The organism is Pseudomonas sp. MWU15-20650, assembly GCF_023242475.1.
Taxonomy (GTDB): domain Bacteria; phylum Pseudomonadota; class Gammaproteobacteria; order Pseudomonadales; family Pseudomonadaceae; genus Aquipseudomonas.
Genome location: NZ_JALJFG010000033.1, coordinates 56,707 through 74,832, shown reverse-complemented (window position 1 = coordinate 74,832; position 18,126 = coordinate 56,707). Strand labels below are relative to the sequence as shown.

Genomic DNA, 18,126 nt, shown 5'->3' with positions numbered 1-18,126 from the left:
CGCTTTCTATGCAATGGGCTTATGCATGGCTATCATGCGTGCCTCATTGTGAGGCGATACTTGCATGCTGACGTTGTTAAAACTTCTGAAAGATGGTCGATTCCACTCTGGAGAAGCGCTAGGCGCCGCTCTGGGGATCAGTCGCAGTGCTGTTTGGAAGCAGCTCCAGCATCTAGAAGCTGAGTTGAATCTACCTATTCATAAAGTCCGTGGTAAGGGATATCAGCTCGCGTCTCCGTTGACGTTCTTGAGCTCTGAAAAGATCGCGGCGAATGCTGCTGCTCTGCCGTGGCCTGTTCATATCTCCGATTCTATTGACTCTACTAATGCCGAAGCTTTGCGTCTTATCGAGGCTGGTTGTGCTGCGCCGTTTCTGGTGCTTTCTGAGCAGCAAACGGCAGGTCGCGGGCGGCGGGGCCGTAAGTGGGTTAGCCCATTCGCACAGAACGTGTATTACAGCCTTGTACTGCGCATTGAGGGGGGGCTGAGGCAGTTGGAGGGGCTTAGTCTCGTCGTAGGGCTGGCGGTGATGAATGCCCTGCATGAGTCGGGTGTTCAGGGGGCTGCCTTGAAGTGGCCAAATGATATTTTGGTTGGGCATAAAAAAATTGCAGGCATTTTGCTCGAGTTGGTAGGCGATCCTGCTGACATTTGTCACGTTGTCCTCGGTATCGGCATCAACGTGAATATGCAGAAGGCCAACGAAGTAGATCGGCAGTGGACTTCGGTTCAGCTTGAAACGGGCTCCGCTATGGACCGCAATCAGCTGGTTGCGGGGCTCGGTTTGCAGTTGCAAAGCTACTTGGATCGACATAAGCGCTCTGGCTTTGTTGCTCTCCAGGAAGAGTGGGAAAAAAATCATCTCTGGCACGGGAGGGAGGTCTCCCTTATCGCAGGTGTCAACCACATTAACGGGGTGGTGTTGGGGGTCGATCATCAAGGGGCACTGCGCCTGAGTGTTGATGGTGTCGAGAAAATATACAGCGGTGGTGAGTTAAGCCTGAGGTTGCGTGATGATTCTTGAGCTCGACTGTGGGAATAGCTTCATCAAGTGGCGTGTGCTTGGACCGAATCGGGCTACTGCCTTTGTAGAGGGGGTCGTTGGTTCTGATGTCGCGTTGATTGAGAGTCTGGAGGCGACTCCTGGGCTTTCGTTGACGCGTTGCCGGCTGGTGAGTGTTCGGGCTTCGGAGGAGACCGCTAAGCTGGTTGAAGCGTTGGAAGGCGCTTTTGGTGTCGCTGTGTCGTGCGCGGTCTCTGCGCGGGAAATGGCGGGCGTGCGTAACGGCTATGAAGACTTCGAGCGCCTTGGGCTTGATCGTTGGCTGGCAATGCTCGGTGGATTCAAGTTGGCGGCGGGCGCCTGCCTGGTGCTCGATTTTGGAACGGCGGCGACCGCAGACTTTATTGCCATCGATGGTGAGCATCTCGGGGGATTTATCTGCCCGGGCATGCCGCTCATGCGCAGTCAGTTGCGGACGCATACGCGTAAGATCCGCTATGGCGATGACGCTGCCGAGCAGGCCCTGGTGCGTCTCTCTCCAGGGCGGACGACTGTGGAGGCGGTGGAGCGCGGTTGTACACTCATGCTTAGGGGGTTCGTGCTGACCCAGCTTGAGTTGGCTCGGAGTTACTGGGGAGATGATTTCACGGTGTTTCTGACTGGGGGGGATGCTGACTTGGTTCTGGAGGTCGTGCCCCAGGCTCGACTTGTCCCGGATCTTGTATTCGTCGGTCTGGCGATGGCGTGTCCTTTGTCTTGAGGTGTTTATGCGTTGGCTGTTTTTGCTATTGCTCGTTCTCAATGTCTTTTATTACGTCTGGCACCAGCAAGAGGCTCCGTTACGAGCGAAAGATGTCACTCCCCTGAGTCTCTACCGGGGGGCTCAGCAGGATATTCGCCTGCTCAGTGAGTCTTCTGACTCGGTCGCGCGACGTGATCGGGTAAAGGTCCCTGATGTGCAGAATACTTGTTTGTACATAGGTGGCTTTGCGGATCTTCGGCAGGCGCAGTTGCTTGAGCAGCGCCTCATAAGCCTGGATATAAAGGCCAAGGTTCAATTGTTGAGCTCGGCTGATGCCTCGGGTTATTGGCTTCGTGTATCTCCTGAAAGCCGTCGCCTGGCTGATGATCTTCCCTTGGAGAACCTTGCTAAGGAATTCAATGAGTTAAAACATAAAATAATGTTGTGCGAAGGCGTTGCAACTCTCGAATAGTTTGCATAGAATGGCGCCCGCTTCGCAGTGAAGACCTTTAAGGGCTACAGCGCGAAGCAAAGGTCAACGCAGCTAACCTCATATTTTTAATGAGAAAATGCTTGACAGAAGGCCGGCGTGATGTAGAATGCCGGCTCGCTTAGGAGGGGTTCCCGAGCGGCCAAAGGGATCAGACTGTAAATCTGACGTCTACGACTTCGAAGGTTCGAATCCTTCCCCCTCCACCATTTTTAGCGTGAGCTGCAAGCTCCGCGGGTATAGTTTAGTGGTAGAACCTCAGCCTTCCAAGCTGATGATGCGGGTTCGATTCCCGCTACCCGCTCCAAGTTTGCAGGTTGTGCAAGGTGTTTCGCTCTTGTAGCTCAGTTGGTAGAGCACACCCTTGGTAAGGGTGAGGTCAGCGGTTCAAATCCGCTCAAGAGCTCCATATAACAAGGCAGATATGAAAATATCTGCCTTTGTTTTAACAGCTGCCTCGGCTTGTATCGTGTTTTGTCTGGCTTTGGTTGTCAGGTGATTTCAAGTCTGTTGGGGTTGGTTGTTGTAAAGTCTTTTTCGGGCCTGCATAATGGTCGGCCTGATTTTGTTTTAGGTCAGTAGCTCAATTGGCAGAGCGACGGTCTCCAAAACCGTAGGTTGGGGGTTCGATTCCCTCCTGACCTGCCAGATTCACGTGGTGTGTCTGGCTTTCTTTTCACAGGATCTTCATAGATGACTCCTAAGGCTGAAGCTCAAAGCTCTCGTTTCGATCTGGTCAAGTGGCTCGCTGTAGTCGTCTTGGTGGTCGTAGGCGTTGTTGGCAATCAGTACTATTCTGCTTCGCCGATCCTGTACCGCGTACTCGCTTTGCTCGCCCTTGCTGCTGTAGCTGCCTTTGTAGGCCTGCAGACTGCCAAAGGCAAGTCTTTCGCGGTCCTGGTGAAGGAAGCTCGCACCGAAATTCGTAAAGTCGTTTGGCCGACTCGCCAAGAAACCACGCAGACCACATTGATTGTCGTGGCTGTTGTTCTGGTTATGGCGTTGCTGTTGTGGGGGCTTGATTCCCTGCTCGGTTGGCTTGTTTCCTTGATTGTTGGCTAAGGGTGTCCCGTGGCTAAGCGTTGGTACGTTGTGCATGCTTACTCGGGTTACGAGAAGCATGTTATGCGCTCTTTGCTAGAGCGCGTAAAGCTGGCAGGCATGGAAGATGGCTTCGGCGAAATTCTGGTTCCCACTGAAGAAGTGGTTGAAATGCGGAATGGTCAGAAGCGCAAAAGTGAGCGTAAGTTCTTCCCTGGCTACGTGCTGGTTCAAATGGACATGAACGAAGGTACTTGGCACTTAGTCAAAGATACCCCTCGTGTCATGGGCTTCATTGGCGGTACCGCTGATAAGCCTGCTCCGATCACCGACAAAGAGGCGGAAGCCATTCTGCGTCGTGTTGCTGACGGTAGCGACAAGCCTAAGCCGAAGACGTTGTTCGAGCCAGGTGAGGTTGTTCGTGTCACTGATGGTCCATTTGCTGATTTTAATGGCACCGTCGAAGAAGTTAACTACGAAAAGAGCCGGATCCAAGTGGCGGTGCTCATTTTCGGTCGCTCTACTCCGGTAGAGTTGGAGTTCAGCCAGGTCGAGAAGGTCTAGCTGAGCAAGCATCCCAACCCCGCAGCTTAGGCTGTGGGGTTTTGTCGTCACTGGGATAAACGCGCAAGTAACCGGGGAGCCTTTCGAGGCGTTCGAACCCGTAATTGGAGTGCCTCATGGCCAAGAAGATTACCGCTTACATCAAGCTGCAAGTGAAGGCCGCTCAGGCCAACCCAAGTCCACCTGTCGGCCCGGCTCTGGGTCAGCACGGCGTGAACATCATGGAATTCTGCAAGGCCTTCAACGCCCGTACTCAGGGTCTTGAGCCAGGTCTGCCGACTCCAGTGATCATCACTGTATACAGCGACCGTAGCTTCACTTTCGAAACCAAGTCGACCCCGGCTTCGGTTTTGCTGAAGAAAGCTGCTGGTCTGACTAGCGGTTCCGCTCGTCCTAACACCGTTAAGGTTGGCACCGTAACTCGTGCTCAGCTGGAAGAAATCGCGAAAACCAAAAACGCGGATCTGACTGCAGCTGATATGGATGCAGCCGTGCGTACCATCGCCGGTTCTGCTCGTAGCATGGGCCTTAACGTGGAGGGTGTGTAATGGCTAGGCTGACCAAGCGCCAAAAGGCTATCGCCGGCAAAATCGAAGCAGGCAAGGCCTACAACTTTGTAGACGCCGCTGCCCTGCTGACCGAGCTGTCGACTGTCAAGTTCAGCGAGTCCGTTGACGTTGCTGTAAACCTGGGTGTTGACCCACGTAAATCCGACCAGGTCGTTCGTAGCGCTACTGTGCTGCCACACGGTACTGGCAAGACTGTACGTGTTGCTGTCTTCACCCAGGGCCCGGCAGCTGAAGCTGCTTTGGCCGCCGGCGCTGATCGCGTTGGCATGGACGACCTGGCTGCCGAAATGAAAGGCGGCGACCTGAACTACGACGTAGTTATTGCTTCCCCGGATGCAATGCGCGTTGTAGGTCAGTTGGGTCAGATCCTCGGTCCACGTGGTCTGATGCCTAACCCTAAAGTCGGCACCGTAACGCCAGACGTAGCTACCGCGGTTAAAAACGCCAAGGCTGGTCAGGTTCGTTATCGCACCGACAAAAACGGCATCATTCACACCTCCGTTGGCAAAGTCGGTTTCGACGCCGTCAAGCTGAAGGAAAACGTTGAAGCCCTGATCGCTGATCTGAAGCGTATCAAGCCTGCTTCCTCGAAAGGTATCTACGTCAAGCGCGTTACCCTGAGCACCACTATGGGCCCAGGTCTGGTCATCGACCAAGGCTCGCTGGACGTATAAGACACAAATTGGTGCAAGCGATTGCACCAATTGAAAGATTGGGGTCCCTGCCTGGCGGGGGCTATCCAAGACCGTAGGCGACGCAAGTCTTAAACCAACAAGCCTACGCAGATGGTGCTCCCGGTTCCTTACCGAATCAGACACCAAAACGACATCAGGCCTAGGCCAGATGAAACGGTAACAAGCAGGAGTTAAACCCGTGGCAATTAATCTCGAAGACAAGAAGGCCATCGTCGCTGAAGTCAACGAGGCTGCCAAAGCTGCTCTGTCCGCTGTCGTGGCTGATGCCCGTGGTGTGACAGTAGGCGCTATGACCGGACTCCGTAAAGAGGCTCGTGAAGCTGGCGTATACGTACGTGTTGTACGTAACACCCTGCTCAAGCGCGCAGTTGCTGACACTGAATACAGTGTTCTCAACGACGTGTTCACCGGCCCGACTCTGATTGCGTTCTCCAAAGAACATCCAGGCGCTGCTGCCCGTTTGTTCAAAGAATTCGCCAAGAGTCAGGATAAGTTCGAGATCAAGGCAGCTGCGTTCGAGGGCAAGTTCCTCGCAGCTAACCAAATCGACGTACTGGCAACACTGCCGACCCGTAACGAAGCTATTTCGCAGCTGATGAGCGTGATTCAAGGCGCTACCAGCAAGCTGGCTCGTACTCTGGCTGCAGTTCGCGAGCAAAAAGAAGCTGCCGCAGCCTAAGGCTGAGCAACTTCTCTCGCGTATTTTTGTTTATTTCGATGGCCGCGTAGGCCGTCCCCCAATTCAGGAAATACAGCAATGTCTATCTCCCAAGACGATATCCTCAACGCCGTAGCTGAAATGTCGGTTCTGCAGGTTGTTGAGCTGATCAAAGCTTTCGAAGAAAAATTCGGCGTTTCCGCTGCCGCTGCTTCCGCTGGCCCAGCTGTTGCTGCTGTTGCTGCTGAAGAGCAAACCGAATTCAACGTCATGCTGCTGGAAGCTGGCGAGAAGAAAGTAAACGTGATCAAGGCAGTACGTGAACTGACCGGTCTGGGCCTGAAAGAAGCCAAGGCTGTAGTTGACGGCGCTCCTGCCCAGGTTCTGGAAGCTGTGTCGAAAGACGCTGCTGACAAAGCCAAAGCTGTTCTGGAAGAAGCAGGCGCTAAAGTCGAGCTGAAGTAAGCATCGACCTTGCGTCTCCAGCCCAAGCGTTAAGCTGAAGGCTGATGGCTGGTGGCTCTTGCCACCGGCCTTTTTCCGTTCTTGGCTGTCGACTCGGTCGCCGCCATTAACGCGCTGTAGCCACCCGAAGCGGTGGTGCAAACCATGGGGTTTGCAAGATTTTCTGGCTGCTCCCGTCGGAGGGGCCAAACAAGCAGGTGACCAAGCTGGGGAACGCTGATGGCTTACTCATATACTGAGAAAAAACGTATCCGCAAGGACTTTAGCAAGTTGCCGGACGTCATGGATGTCCCGTACCTTCTGGCTATCCAGCTGGATTCGTATCGTGAATTCTTGCAGGCGGGAGCGACCAAAGATCAGTTCCGCGACGTGGGCCTGCATGCGGCCTTCAAATCCGTTTTCCCGATCATCAGCTACTCCGGCAATGCTGCGCTGGAGTACGTGGGTTATCGCCTGGGCGAACCGGCATTTGATGTCAAAGAATGCGTGTTGCGTGGCGTTACGTACGCCGTACCTTTGCGGGTAAAAGTCCGTCTGATCATTTTCGACAAAGAATCGTCGAACAAAGCGATCAAGGACATCAAAGAGCAAGAAGTCTACATGGGCGAAATCCCATTGATGACTGAAAACGGTACCTTCGTTATCAACGGTACCGAGCGTGTAATCGTTTCCCAGTTGCACCGTTCCCCGGGCGTGTTCTTCGACCACGACCGCGGCAAGACGCACAGCTCTGGCAAGCTCCTGTACTCCGCGCGGATCATTCCGTACCGTGGTTCGTGGTTGGACTTCGAGTTCGATCCGAAAGACTGCGTGTTCGTGCGTATCGACCGTCGTCGCAAGCTGCCGGCCTCGGTACTGCTGCGCGCGCTCGGCTATACCACCGAGCAAGTGCTGGACGCTTTCTATACCACCAACGTATTCAGCCTGAAGGGTGAAACCCTCAAGCTGGAGCTGATCGCTTCGCGTCTGCGTGGTGAAATTGCTGTCCTGGACATCCAGGATGAAAAGGGCAAGGTCATCGTTGAGGCTGGTCGTCGTATCACTGCGCGCCACATCAACCAGATCGAAAAAGCCGGTATCAAAGAGCTGGAAGTACCTCTGGACTATGTCCTGGGCCGTACTACCGCCAAGGTCATCGTTCACCCGGCTACAGGCGAAATCCTGGCTGAGTGCAACACCGAGCTGAACACCGAGATCCTGGCCAAAATCGCCAAGGCTCAGGTTGTTCGCATCGAGACCCTGTACACCAACGACATCGACTGCGGTCCGTTCATCTCCGACACTCTGAAGATCGACTCCACCAGCAACCAATTGGAAGCGCTGGTCGAGATCTATCGCATGATGCGTCCTGGCGAGCCACCAACCAAAGACGCTGCCGAAACCCTGTTCAATAACCTGTTCTTCAGTCCTGAGCGCTATGACCTGTCTGCGGTCGGCCGGATGAAGTTCAACCGTCGTATCGGTCGTACCGAGATCGAAGGTTCGGGCGTGCTGTGCAAGGAAGACATCGTTGCGGTCCTGAAGACCCTGGTCGACATCCGTAACGGCAAGGGCATCGTCGATGACATCGACCACCTGGGTAACCGTCGTGTTCGCTGCGTAGGCGAAATGGCCGAGAACCAGTTCCGCGTTGGCCTGGTACGTGTTGAGCGTGCGGTCAAAGAGCGTCTGTCGATGGCTGAAAGCGAAGGCCTGATGCCGCAAGACCTGATCAACGCCAAGCCAGTGGCTGCGGCAGTGAAAGAGTTCTTCGGTTCCAGCCAGCTTTCCCAGTTCATGGACCAGAACAACCCGCTCTCCGAGATTACCCACAAGCGCCGTGTTTCTGCACTGGGCCCGGGCGGTCTGACTCGTGAGCGTGCTGGCTTTGAAGTTCGTGACGTACACCCGACGCACTACGGTCGTGTTTGCCCGATCGAAACGCCGGAAGGTCCGAACATCGGTCTGATCAACTCCTTGGCTGCTTATGCGCGCACCAACCAGTACGGCTTCCTCGAGAGCCCGTACCGTGTGGTTAAAGACGCTCTGGTCACCGACGAGATCGTATTCCTGTCTGCCATCGAAGAAGCGGATCACGTGATCGCTCAGGCTTCGGCCACGATGAGTGACAAGAAAGTCCTGATCGACGAGCTGGTAGCTGTTCGTCACTTGAACGAGTTCACCGTCAAGGCGCCGGAAGACGTCACCTTGATGGACGTATCGCCCAAGCAGGTAGTTTCGGTCGCAGCGTCGCTGATCCCGTTCCTGGAGCACGATGACGCCAACCGTGCGTTGATGGGTTCCAACATGCAGCGTCAAGCTGTACCAACCCTGCGTGCTGACAAGCCGCTGGTAGGTACCGGCATGGAACGTAACGTAGCCCGTGACTCCGGCGTTTGCGTCGTGGCTCGTCGTGGTGGCGTGATCGACTCCGTTGATGCCAGCCGTATCGTGGTTCGTGTTGCTGATGACGAAGTTGAAACTGGCGAAGCCGGTGTCGATATCTACAACCTGACCAAATACACCCGCTCGAACCAGAACACCTGCATCAACCAGCGCCCGCTGGTGAGCAAGGGTGATCGCGTTCAGCGTAGCGACATCATGGCCGACGGCCCGTCCACCGACATGGGTGAATTGGCACTGGGTCAGAACATGCGCATCGCGTTCATGGCATGGAACGGCTTCAACTTCGAAGACTCCATCTGCCTGTCCGAGCGTGTGGTTCAAGAAGACCGCTTCACCACGATCCACATTCAGGAACTGACCTGTGTGGCGCGTGACACCAAGCTTGGGCCTGAGGAAATCACTGCAGACATCCCGAACGTGGGTGAAGCTGCGCTGAACAAGCTGGACGAAGCCGGTATCGTTTATGTAGGTGCTGAAGTTGGCGCTGGCGACATCCTGGTCGGTAAGGTCACTCCGAAAGGCGAGACCCAACTGACTCCGGAAGAGAAGCTGTTGCGTGCCATCTTCGGTGAGAAAGCCAGCGACGTAAAAGACACCTCCCTGCGTGTACCTACTGGTACCAAGGGTACTGTCATCGACGTACAGGTCTTCACCCGTGACGGCGTTGAGCGTGATGCTCGTGCACTGTCCATCGAGAAGACTCAACTCGACGAGATCCGCAAGGACCTGAACGAAGAGTTCCGTATCGTTGAAGGCGCAACCTTCGAACGTCTGCGTTCCGCTCTGGTAGGCCACAAGGCTGAAGGCGGCGCAGGTCTGAAGAAGGGGCAGGACATCACCGACGAAATTCTCGACGGTCTTGAGCACGGCCAGTGGTTCAAGCTGCGCATGGCTGAAGATGCTCTGAACGAGCAGCTCGAGAAGGCCCAGGCCTACATCGTTGATCGTCGCCGTCTGCTGGACGACAAGTTCGAAGACAAGAAGCGCAAACTGCAGCAAGGCGATGACCTGGCTCCAGGCGTGCTGAAGATCGTCAAGGTTTACCTGGCAATCCGTCGTCGCATCCAGCCGGGCGACAAGATGGCCGGTCGTCACGGTAACAAAGGTGTGGTCTCCGTGATCATGCCGGTTGAAGACATGCCGCACGATGCCAATGGCACCCCGGTCGACGTCGTCCTCAACCCGTTGGGCGTACCTTCGCGTATGAACGTTGGTCAGATCCTCGAAACCCACCTGGGCCTTGCGGCCAAAGGTTTGGGCGAGAAGATCAACCGTATGATCGAAGAGCAGCGCAAGGTCGCAGACCTGCGTAAGTTCCTGCACGAGATCTACAACGAGATCGGCGGCCGTAACGAAGAGCTGGACACCTTCTCCGATCAGGAAATCCTGGATCTGGCGAAGAACCTGCGCGGCGGCGTTCCAATGGCTACCCCAGTGTTCGACGGTGCCAAGGAAAGCGAAATCAAGGCCATGCTGAAACTGGCAGACCTGCCAGAAAGCGGCCAGATGCAGCTGTTCGACGGCCGTACCGGCAACAAGTTCGAGCGCCCGGTTACTGTTGGCTACATGTACATGCTGAAGCTGAACCACTTGGTAGACGACAAGATGCACGCTCGTTCTACCGGTTCGTACAGCCTGGTTACCCAGCAGCCGCTGGGTGGTAAGGCTCAGTTCGGTGGTCAGCGTTTCGGGGAGATGGAGGTCTGGGCACTGGAAGCATACGGTGCTGCATACACTCTGCAAGAAATGCTCACAGTGAAGTCGGACGATGTGAACGGTCGTACCAAGATGTACAAAAACATCGTGGACGGCGATCACCGTATGGAGCCGGGCATGCCCGAGTCCTTCAACGTGTTGATCAAAGAAATTCGTTCCCTCGGCATCGATATCGATCTGGAAACCGAATAACACGTGACGCGAATCGAGAGCGGGGCTGTTTAGCCCGCTCTCTGCTCCGCCAGGAGGAAAGGCCTTGAAAGACCTACTGAATTTGCTGAAAAACCAGGGTCAAGTCGAAGAGTTCGACGCCATCCGTATTGGGTTGGCATCGCCTGAGATGATCCGTTCGTGGTCGTTCGGTGAAGTTAAAAAGCCGGAAACCATCAACTACCGTACGTTCAAACCTGAGCGTGACGGCCTGTTCTGCGCCAAGATCTTTGGCCCGGTAAAGGATTACGAGTGCCTGTGCGGTAAGTACAAGCGCTTGAAGCACCGTGGTGTGATCTGCGAGAAGTGCGGCGTTGAAGTTGCACTGGCCAAGGTTCGTCGTGAGCGCATGGCGCACATCGAACTGGCTTCGCCGGTTGCCCACATCTGGTTCCTGAAATCGCTGCCGTCCCGTATCGGTTTGCTGATGGACATGACCCTGCGTGATATCGAACGCGTTCTCTATTTCGAGAGCTATGTCGTTATCGATCCAGGCATGACCACCCTTGAAAAGGGTCAGCTGCTGAACGACGAGCAGTACTTCGAAGCGCTGGAAGAGTTCGGTGACGATTTCGATGCCCGCATGGGTGCCGAAGCTGTCCGCGAACTGCTGCACGCTATCGACCTGGAGCACGAGATTGGCCGACTGCGCGAAGAGATTCCGCAAACCAACTCCGAAACCAAGATCAAGAAGCTGTCCAAGCGTCTGAAGTTGATGGAAGCCTTCCAGGGTTCCGGCAACTTGCCAGAGTGGATGGTGCTGACCGTTCTGCCGGTTCTGCCGCCAGACCTGCGTCCGCTGGTACCGTTGGACGGTGGTCGCTTCGCGACGTCCGACCTCAACGACCTGTACCGTCGCGTGATCAACCGTAACAACCGCTTGAAGCGCCTGCTCGACCTGTCCGCTCCGGACATCATCGTGCGCAACGAAAAGCGTATGTTGCAAGAAGCGGTCGATGCCCTGCTCGACAACGGTCGTCGTGGCCGCGCTATCACCGGTTCCAACAAGCGTCCTCTGAAATCCCTGGCTGACATGATCAAGGGTAAGCAAGGTCGTTTCCGTCAGAACTTGCTCGGTAAGCGTGTTGACTACTCCGGTCGTTCGGTAATTACCGTAGGCCCGACCCTGCGTCTGCACCAGTGCGGTCTGCCTAAGAAGATGGCACTTGAGCTGTTCAAGCCATTCATCTTCGGCAAGCTGGAAATGCGCGGTCTCGCGACCACCATCAAAGCGGCCAAGAAAATGGTCGAGCGCGAACTGCCAGAAGTTTGGGACGTTCTCGCTGAAGTGATTCGCGAACACCCGGTTCTCCTCAACCGTGCACCGACCCTTCACCGTCTGGGTATCCAGGCGTTTGAACCGGTACTGATCGAAGGTAAGGCTATCCAGCTGCACCCTCTGGTCTGTGCTGCGTACAACGCCGACTTCGACGGCGACCAAATGGCCGTGCACGTACCGCTGACACTGGAAGCCCAGTTGGAAGCGCGTGCGTTGATGATGTCGACCAACAACATTCTGTCGCCAGCTAACGGTGAGCCAATCATCGTTCCGTCGCAGGACGTTGTATTGGGTCTGTACTACATGACCCGTGAAGCGATCAACGCTAAAGGCGAAGGTCGTGTGTTCGCTGACCTGCAGGAAGTTGACCGTGTGTTCCGTGCCGGCGAAGCCGCACTGCACGCCAAGGTCAAGGTTCGGATCAACGAGACCGTCAACGACCGTGATGGCGGCAGCGTGAGCAACACCCGTATCGTCGACACCACTGTCGGCCGTGCGCTGTTGTACCAGGTTGTGCCAAAAGGTCTGTCGTACGACGTCGTCAACTTGCCGATGAAGAAAAAGGCGATCTCCAAGCTGATCAACCAGTGCTACCGCGTGGTTGGTTTGAAAGAGACCGTGATCTTCGCTGACCAGTTGATGTACACCGGTTTTGCTTATTCGACCATCTCCGGCGTTTCCATCGGTGTTAACGACTTCGTTATCCCGGATGAAAAAGCTCGCATCATCAGTGCCGCCACTGACGAAGTGAAAGAGATCGAGAGCCAGTACGCCTCCGGCCTGGTAACCCAGGGCGAGAAGTACAACAAGGTGATCGACCTTTGGTCCAAGGCGAACGACGAAGTTTCCAAGGCGATGATGGCCAACCTCTCGAAAGAGAAAGTCATCGACCGCCACGGTGTCGAAGTTGACCAGGAATCCTTCAACTCGATGTACATGATGGCCGACTCGGGCGCACGGGGTTCTGCTGCGCAGATCCGTCAGCTCGCCGGTATGCGTGGCCTGATGGCCAAGCCGGACGGTTCCATCATCGAAACGCCGATTACTGCGAACTTCCGTGAAGGTTTGAGCGTACTTCAGTACTTCATCTCGACTCACGGTGCTCGTAAAGGTCTGGCGGATACCGCGTTGAAAACCGCTAACTCCGGTTACCTGACTCGTCGTCTGGTAGACGTTGCACAAGATCTGGTTGTAACCGAGATCGATTGCGGCACCGAGCACGGCCTGCTGATGACTCCGCACATTGAAGGCGGTGACGTTGTAGAGCCGCTGGGTGAGCGCGTATTGGGTCGTGTTATTGCCCGTGACGTATTCAAGCCAGGTACCGAGGAAATTATCGTTCCTGCCGGCACCTTGGTTGACGAGAAGTGGGTCGAGTTCATCGAACTCAACAGCATCGACGAAGTGATCGTTCGCTCGCCGATCAGCTGCGAAACCCGCTATGGCATTTGCGCCAAGTGCTACGGCCGTGACTTGGCTCGTGGTCACCAGGTAAACATCGGTGAAGCGGTCGGCGTTATCGCTGCCCAGTCCATCGGTGAGCCGGGTACCCAGCTGACGATGCGTACGTTCCACATCGGTGGTGCGGCTAGCCGGACCTCCGCAGCTGACAGTGTTCAGGTGAAGAATGGCGGTACTGTCCGTCTGCACAACCTCAAGCACGTTGAGCGAGTGGATGGTCACCTGGTTGCTGTGTCCCGTTCCGGTGAGCTGGCAATCGCTGATGACTACGGTCGTGAGCGTGAGCGTTACAAGCTGCCGTACGGTGCTGTGATTTCGGTTAAGGAAGGTGACAAGGTCGACGCTGGCGCAATCGTGGCCAAGTGGGATCCGCACACTCACCCAATCGTTACCGAAATGAAAGGTACCGTGACCTACGTGGGCATGGAAGAAGGCATCACGATCAAGCGTCAGACTGACGAATTGACCGGTATGACCAACATTGAAGTACTCGACGCCAAAGATCGTCCAGCTGCCGGTAAAGACATCCGTCCTGCCGTGAAGATGGTTGATGACAACGGCAAGGATCTGTTGCTGCCAGGCACTGACGTAATCGCTCAGTACTTCCTGCCAGCCAACGCCCTGGTCGGTGTAGCGGATGGTGCGAAGATCGCGATCGGTGATGTTATCGCGCGTATCCCGCAAGAAACTTCGAAGACCCGTGACATCACCGGTGGTCTGCCGCGTGTTGCCGACTTGTTCGAAGCTCGTCGTCCGAAAGAAGCGTCGATTCTGGCTGAAGTCAGCGGCACCATCGCGTTCGGTAAAGAGACCAAGGGCAAGCGCCGTCTGGTCATTACCCCGAACGACGGTAGCGATCCGTATGAAGAGCTGATTCCGAAGTGGCGTCACCTGAACGTCTTCGAAGGCGAACAGGTAAACCGCGGCGAAGTTATCTCTGACGGCCCGAGCGATCCACACGACATCCTGCGTCTGCTGGGTGTGAGTGCGCTGGCCAAGTACATCGTTAACGAGATCCAGGACGTTTACCGTCTGCAAGGCGTGAAGATCAACGACAAGCACATCGAGACCATCCTGCGTCAGATGCTGCGTAAAGTTGAAATCGCTGAGTCTGGCGATTCCAGTTTCATCAAGGGCGACCAGATGGAATTGACTCACGTACTGGTAGAAAACGAGCGCCTGGCGAACGAAGAGAAATTCGTTTCCAAGTTCACTCGCGTGCTGCTGGGTATCACCAAGGCGTCGTTGTCCACTGAGTCGTTCATCTCGGCGGCCTCCTTCCAGGAGACCACTCGCGTACTGACCGAAGCAGCGGTAACCGGCAAGCGCGACTACTTGCGCGGCCTGAAAGAAAACGTGGTCGTGGGTCGTTTGATCCCGGCGGGTACCGGTTTGGCTTACCACAGCGAGCGCAAGCGTCGCCGTGATGCTGACAAGCCGTTGCGCGTAAGCGCCAGTGAAGTGGAAGCTGCACTGACCGAAGCGCTGAACTCTAGCGGTAACTGAGTTCTGCGATAAATAAGTCTGGGCCCTGGCAGCCCCCATTCGTCGGATCGAGGCATCTTTGCCCTGATTCGGTGAGAGGGGAGGTCGGGGCCTTGTCTTGACTGGGGGCAAGATCCTCTTTAGACTCTTGTACCCCTAAATTTGGCGGGAATACGTTCCTGCCATTTTGCTTTTCTTGCAAGACAATAGCGTCGCAAGACAACAGTGGAGCTAGTAGATGGCAACTATCAACCAGCTGGTACGTCAGCCGCGTAAGCGTATCGTCGAGAAATCCGACGTACCTGCGCTGCAGAACTGCCCGCAACGTCGTGGCGTATGCACCCGTGTGTATACCACCACGCCGAAAAAACCTAACTCGGCACTGCGTAAAGTATGCCGTGTGCGTCTGACCAACGGTTTCGAGGTTTCCTCGTACATCGGCGGTGAAGGCCACAACCTGCAAGAGCACAGCGTGGTACTGATCCGCGGCGGTCGTGTAAAAGACTTGCCAGGTGTTCGTTATCACACCGTACGCGGTTCCTTGGATACTTCCGGCGTTAAAGGTCGTAACCAGGGTCGTTCGAAGTACGGTACCAAGAAGCCTAAGTAGTAGCGGCTTTTTGTAAAACTGAATCATCTTATTTTCTGAGTCGATAAGAGTAAGGTCGGAGGCGTCCCGAAAGGGCACCGATTCCGAGCGAACCTGAAGACCGTTTGAGGGCTTATCCATGCCAAGAAGACGCGTAGCAGCCAAGCGCGAAGTGCTTGACGATCCAAAATACGGAAGCCAAATCCTGGCCAAGTTCATGAACCACGTGATGGAAAGCGGTAAGAAAGCCGTTGCCGAGCGTATCGTTTATGGCGCGCTGGAAAAGGTTAAAGAACGCAAGAACAGCGACCCCCTGGAAATCTTCGAGAAAGCTCTCGACGCCATCGCTCCGCTGGTCGAAGTGAAGTCGCGCCGTGTAGGCGGTGCTACTTACCAGGTTCCGGTTGAAGTTCGCCCGTCCCGTCGTAACGCTCTGGCAATGCGCTGGTTGGTAGACTTCGCCCGTAAGCGCGGCGAGAAGTCTATGGCTCTGCGTTTGGCTGGCGAACTGCTGGACGCTGCTGAAGGTAAAGGTGCTGCTGTTAAGAAGCGTGAAGACGTGCACCGTATGGCTGAAGCTAACAAAGCTTTCTCGCACTACCGCTTCTAATCTTAGCTTCACTAATTTTGCGAGGGCTTTATGGCTCGTACTACTCCGATTAGCCGCTACCGTAACATCGGTATCGTTGCTCACGTGGATGCTGGTAAAACCACCACCACCGAGCGCGTACTGTTTTACACCGGCAAAAGTCACAAAATGGGCGAGGTGCACGACGGCGCCGCGACCACAGACTGGATGGTTCAGGAGCAGGAGCGTGGTATTACCATTACTTCTGCTGCTATTACCGCCTTCTGGAAGGGTTCCGAGAAGCAGTACAAAGACGAGCATCGCTTCAACGTAATCGATACCCCGGGTCACGTAGACTTCACCATTGAAGTTGAGCGTTCGCTGCGTGTGCTCGACGGCGCTGTCGTTGTGTTCTGCGGTACCTCGGGTGTTGAGCCTCAGTCGGAAACCGTATGGCGTCAAGCCAACAAATACGGCGTTCCACGTCTTGTTTACGTAAACAAGATGGACCGTGCTGGCGCTAACTTCCTGCGCGTGATCGGTCAGATCAAGCAGCGTCTGGGTCACACTCCGGTGCCAATCCAGTTGGCTATCGGTTCCGAAGACAACTTCCAGGGTCAGATCGATCTGATCACCATGGAAGCTGTTTATTGGAATGATGCTGACAAAGGCATGGTGCCTGTTCGTAAGCCTATCCCTGCAGAACTGCAGGAACTGGCTGACGAGTGGCGCAATAACATGGTTGAGGCTGCTGCCGAAGCCAGCGAAGAGCTGATGAACAAATACCTCGAAGGTGAAGAACTCACCAACGCGGAAATCAAGGCCGCTCTGCGTCAGCGTACTATCGCTGGTGAGATCGTCTTGGCTGTTTGTGGTTCTTCCTTCAAGAACAAGGGTGTTCCCCTGGTTCTCGACGCCGTTATCGACTACCTGCCTGCTCCAACCGACATTCCTGCTATCAAGGGTACCAACCCTGATAACGAGGAAGAAGAGATGGAGCGTCACGCCGATGACAGCGAGCCGTTCTCGGCTCTGGCGTTCAAGATCGCTACCGACCCATTCGTGGGTACTTTGACCTTCGTCCGCGTTTACTCGGGCGTGTTGGCCTCCGGCGACGGTGTGATCAACTCGGTTAAAGGCAAGAAAGAGCGCGTGGGTCGTATGGTGCAAATGCACGCAAACGCCCGTGAAGAGATCAAGGAAGTGCGCGCTGGTGACATCGCGGCCCTGATCGGCATGAAGGATGTCACCACGGGTGAGACTTTGTGCGACGCTGCTAAGCCAATCATCCTGGTTCGCATGGACTTCCCGGAGCCGGTTATCTCGGTTGCCGTAGAGCCTAAGACCAAGGATGACCAGGAAAAAATGGGTATCGCTCTGGGCAAACTTGCTCAGGAAGATCCATCTTTCCGCGTCAAGACTGATGAAGAGACTGGTCAGACGATCATCTCCGGCATGGGCGAGTTGCACCTGGACATCCTGGTTGACCGGATGCGCCGTGAGTTCAACGTCGAAGCCAACATCGGTAAGCCTCAGGTTTCCTATCGTGAGCGCATCACGAAGAACTGTGAAATCGAAGGCAAGTTCGTTCGTCAATCCGGCGGTCGTGGTCAGTTCGGTCACTGCTGGATCCGTTTTGCTCCTGCTGACGAAGGTCAGGAAGGTCTGCAATTCGTGAACGAAGTAGTGGGTGGTGTTGTTCCTAAGGAATACATCCCTGCTATCCAGAAGGGTATCGAAGAGCAGATGAAGAACGGTGTTGTTGCCGGCTATCCGCTGATCGGCCTGAAAGCAACCGTTTTTGACGGTTCTTACCACGACGTCGACTCCAACGAGATGGCGTTTAAGGTGGCTGCTTCCATGGCAACCAAGCAACTGGCCCAGAAGGGCGGTGGTGAGTTGCTTGAGCCAATCATGGCAGTAGAGGTTGTTACACCTGAAGACTATATGGGTGATGTCATGGGCGACCTTAACCGTCGTCGCGGCATGATCTTGGGTATGGAAGACACGGTTTCCGGCAAAGTGATTCGCGCCGAGGTTCCGTTGGGCGAGATGTTCGGTTATGCGACCGACGTTCGTTCCATGTCCCAGGGTCGCGCAAGCTACTCTATGGAATTCAAAAAATACAACACAGCTCCGGCGCACATCGCTGAAACTGTATCCAAAAAACAAGGCTGATTCAGTCCTTTAGGCAAGGAGTTAATTG

Annotated in this window: 14 protein-coding genes and 4 tRNA genes; all 18 read left to right on the top strand. The window is 55.1% G+C overall.

The window, feature by feature from the left end:
- The first annotated feature begins 64 nt into the window (after positions 1-64).
- Positions 65-1,024, top strand: a complete 960-nt coding sequence (gene birA, locus M5B43_RS21580) for a bifunctional biotin--[acetyl-CoA-carboxylase] ligase/biotin operon repressor BirA (RefSeq protein ID WP_248751976.1) — start codon at positions 65-67, stop codon at positions 1,022-1,024.
- On the top strand, positions 1,014-1,763 hold the full coding sequence (locus M5B43_RS21575; protein WP_248751975.1) for a pantothenate kinase: 750 nt from the start codon (positions 1,014-1,016) through the stop codon (positions 1,761-1,763). Before birA ends, M5B43_RS21575 begins: the two co-directional genes overlap by 11 nt.
- Positions 1,764-1,770: 7 nt before the next feature.
- A complete protein-coding gene (locus M5B43_RS21570; RefSeq protein ID WP_248751974.1) occupies positions 1,771-2,217 on the top strand; it encodes a hypothetical protein in 447 nt (148 codons plus the stop codon).
- Positions 2,218-2,359: 142 nt separating this feature from the next.
- A tRNA-Tyr gene (locus M5B43_RS21565) sits at positions 2,360-2,444 on the top strand.
- A 24-nt stretch (positions 2,445-2,468) separates the two neighbouring features.
- Positions 2,469-2,542: transfer RNA gene (locus M5B43_RS21560), tRNA-Gly, on the top strand.
- Positions 2,543-2,568: 26 nt separating this feature from the next.
- Positions 2,569-2,644: transfer RNA gene (locus M5B43_RS21555), tRNA-Thr, on the top strand.
- A gap of 163 nt (positions 2,645-2,807) precedes the next feature.
- A tRNA-Trp gene (locus tag M5B43_RS21550) sits at positions 2,808-2,883 on the top strand.
- Positions 2,884-2,928: 45 nt separating this feature from the next.
- Complete coding sequence (gene secE, locus M5B43_RS21545; RefSeq protein WP_016969478.1) at positions 2,929-3,297, top strand: preprotein translocase subunit SecE; 369 nt, start codon at positions 2,929-2,931, stop codon at positions 3,295-3,297.
- Positions 3,298-3,306: 9 nt separating this feature from the next.
- Positions 3,307-3,840: a transcription termination/antitermination protein NusG gene (gene nusG, locus M5B43_RS21540; RefSeq protein WP_003176436.1), complete on the top strand. Its 534-nt coding sequence runs from the start codon at positions 3,307-3,309 to the stop codon at positions 3,838-3,840.
- Positions 3,841-3,956: 116 nt separating this feature from the next.
- On the top strand, positions 3,957-4,388 hold the full coding sequence (rplK, locus tag M5B43_RS21535) for a 50S ribosomal protein L11 (RefSeq protein WP_003176435.1): 432 nt from the start codon (positions 3,957-3,959) through the stop codon (positions 4,386-4,388).
- The gene (rplA, locus tag M5B43_RS21530) at positions 4,388-5,083 is read left to right on the top strand and encodes a 50S ribosomal protein L1 (RefSeq protein WP_248751973.1); all 696 of its coding nucleotides are present in this window, start codon (positions 4,388-4,390) and stop codon (positions 5,081-5,083) included. The genes rplK and rplA overlap by 1 nt, the downstream gene beginning before the upstream one ends.
- Before the next feature lie 199 nt (positions 5,084-5,282).
- A complete protein-coding gene (rplJ, locus tag M5B43_RS21525) occupies positions 5,283-5,783 on the top strand; it encodes a 50S ribosomal protein L10 (RefSeq protein WP_010174464.1) in 501 nt (166 codons plus the stop codon).
- A 78-nt stretch (positions 5,784-5,861) separates the two neighbouring features.
- The gene (gene rplL, locus M5B43_RS21520) at positions 5,862-6,227 is read left to right on the top strand and encodes a 50S ribosomal protein L7/L12 (protein ID WP_003210093.1); all 366 of its coding nucleotides are present in this window, start codon (positions 5,862-5,864) and stop codon (positions 6,225-6,227) included.
- Between the two features lie 219 nt (positions 6,228-6,446).
- Positions 6,447-10,520, top strand: a complete 4,074-nt coding sequence (gene rpoB, locus M5B43_RS21515; RefSeq protein WP_248751972.1) for a DNA-directed RNA polymerase subunit beta — start codon at positions 6,447-6,449, stop codon at positions 10,518-10,520.
- 64 nt (positions 10,521-10,584) lie between these two features.
- A complete protein-coding gene (gene rpoC / locus M5B43_RS21510; RefSeq protein WP_248751971.1) occupies positions 10,585-14,784 on the top strand; it encodes a DNA-directed RNA polymerase subunit beta' in 4,200 nt (1,399 codons plus the stop codon).
- A 217-nt stretch (positions 14,785-15,001) separates the two neighbouring features.
- On the top strand, positions 15,002-15,373 hold the full coding sequence (gene rpsL, locus M5B43_RS21505; RefSeq protein ID WP_002555494.1) for a 30S ribosomal protein S12: 372 nt from the start codon (positions 15,002-15,004) through the stop codon (positions 15,371-15,373).
- Positions 15,374-15,491: 118 nt separating this feature from the next.
- Entirely contained in the window at positions 15,492-15,962 is a 471-nt protein-coding gene (gene rpsG / locus M5B43_RS21500) for a 30S ribosomal protein S7 (protein WP_002555493.1), read from the top strand.
- 30 nt (positions 15,963-15,992) lie between these two features.
- Complete coding sequence (gene fusA / locus M5B43_RS21495; RefSeq protein ID WP_248751970.1) at positions 15,993-18,098, top strand: elongation factor G; 2,106 nt, start codon at positions 15,993-15,995, stop codon at positions 18,096-18,098.
- Positions 18,099-18,126 lie beyond the last annotated feature (28 nt).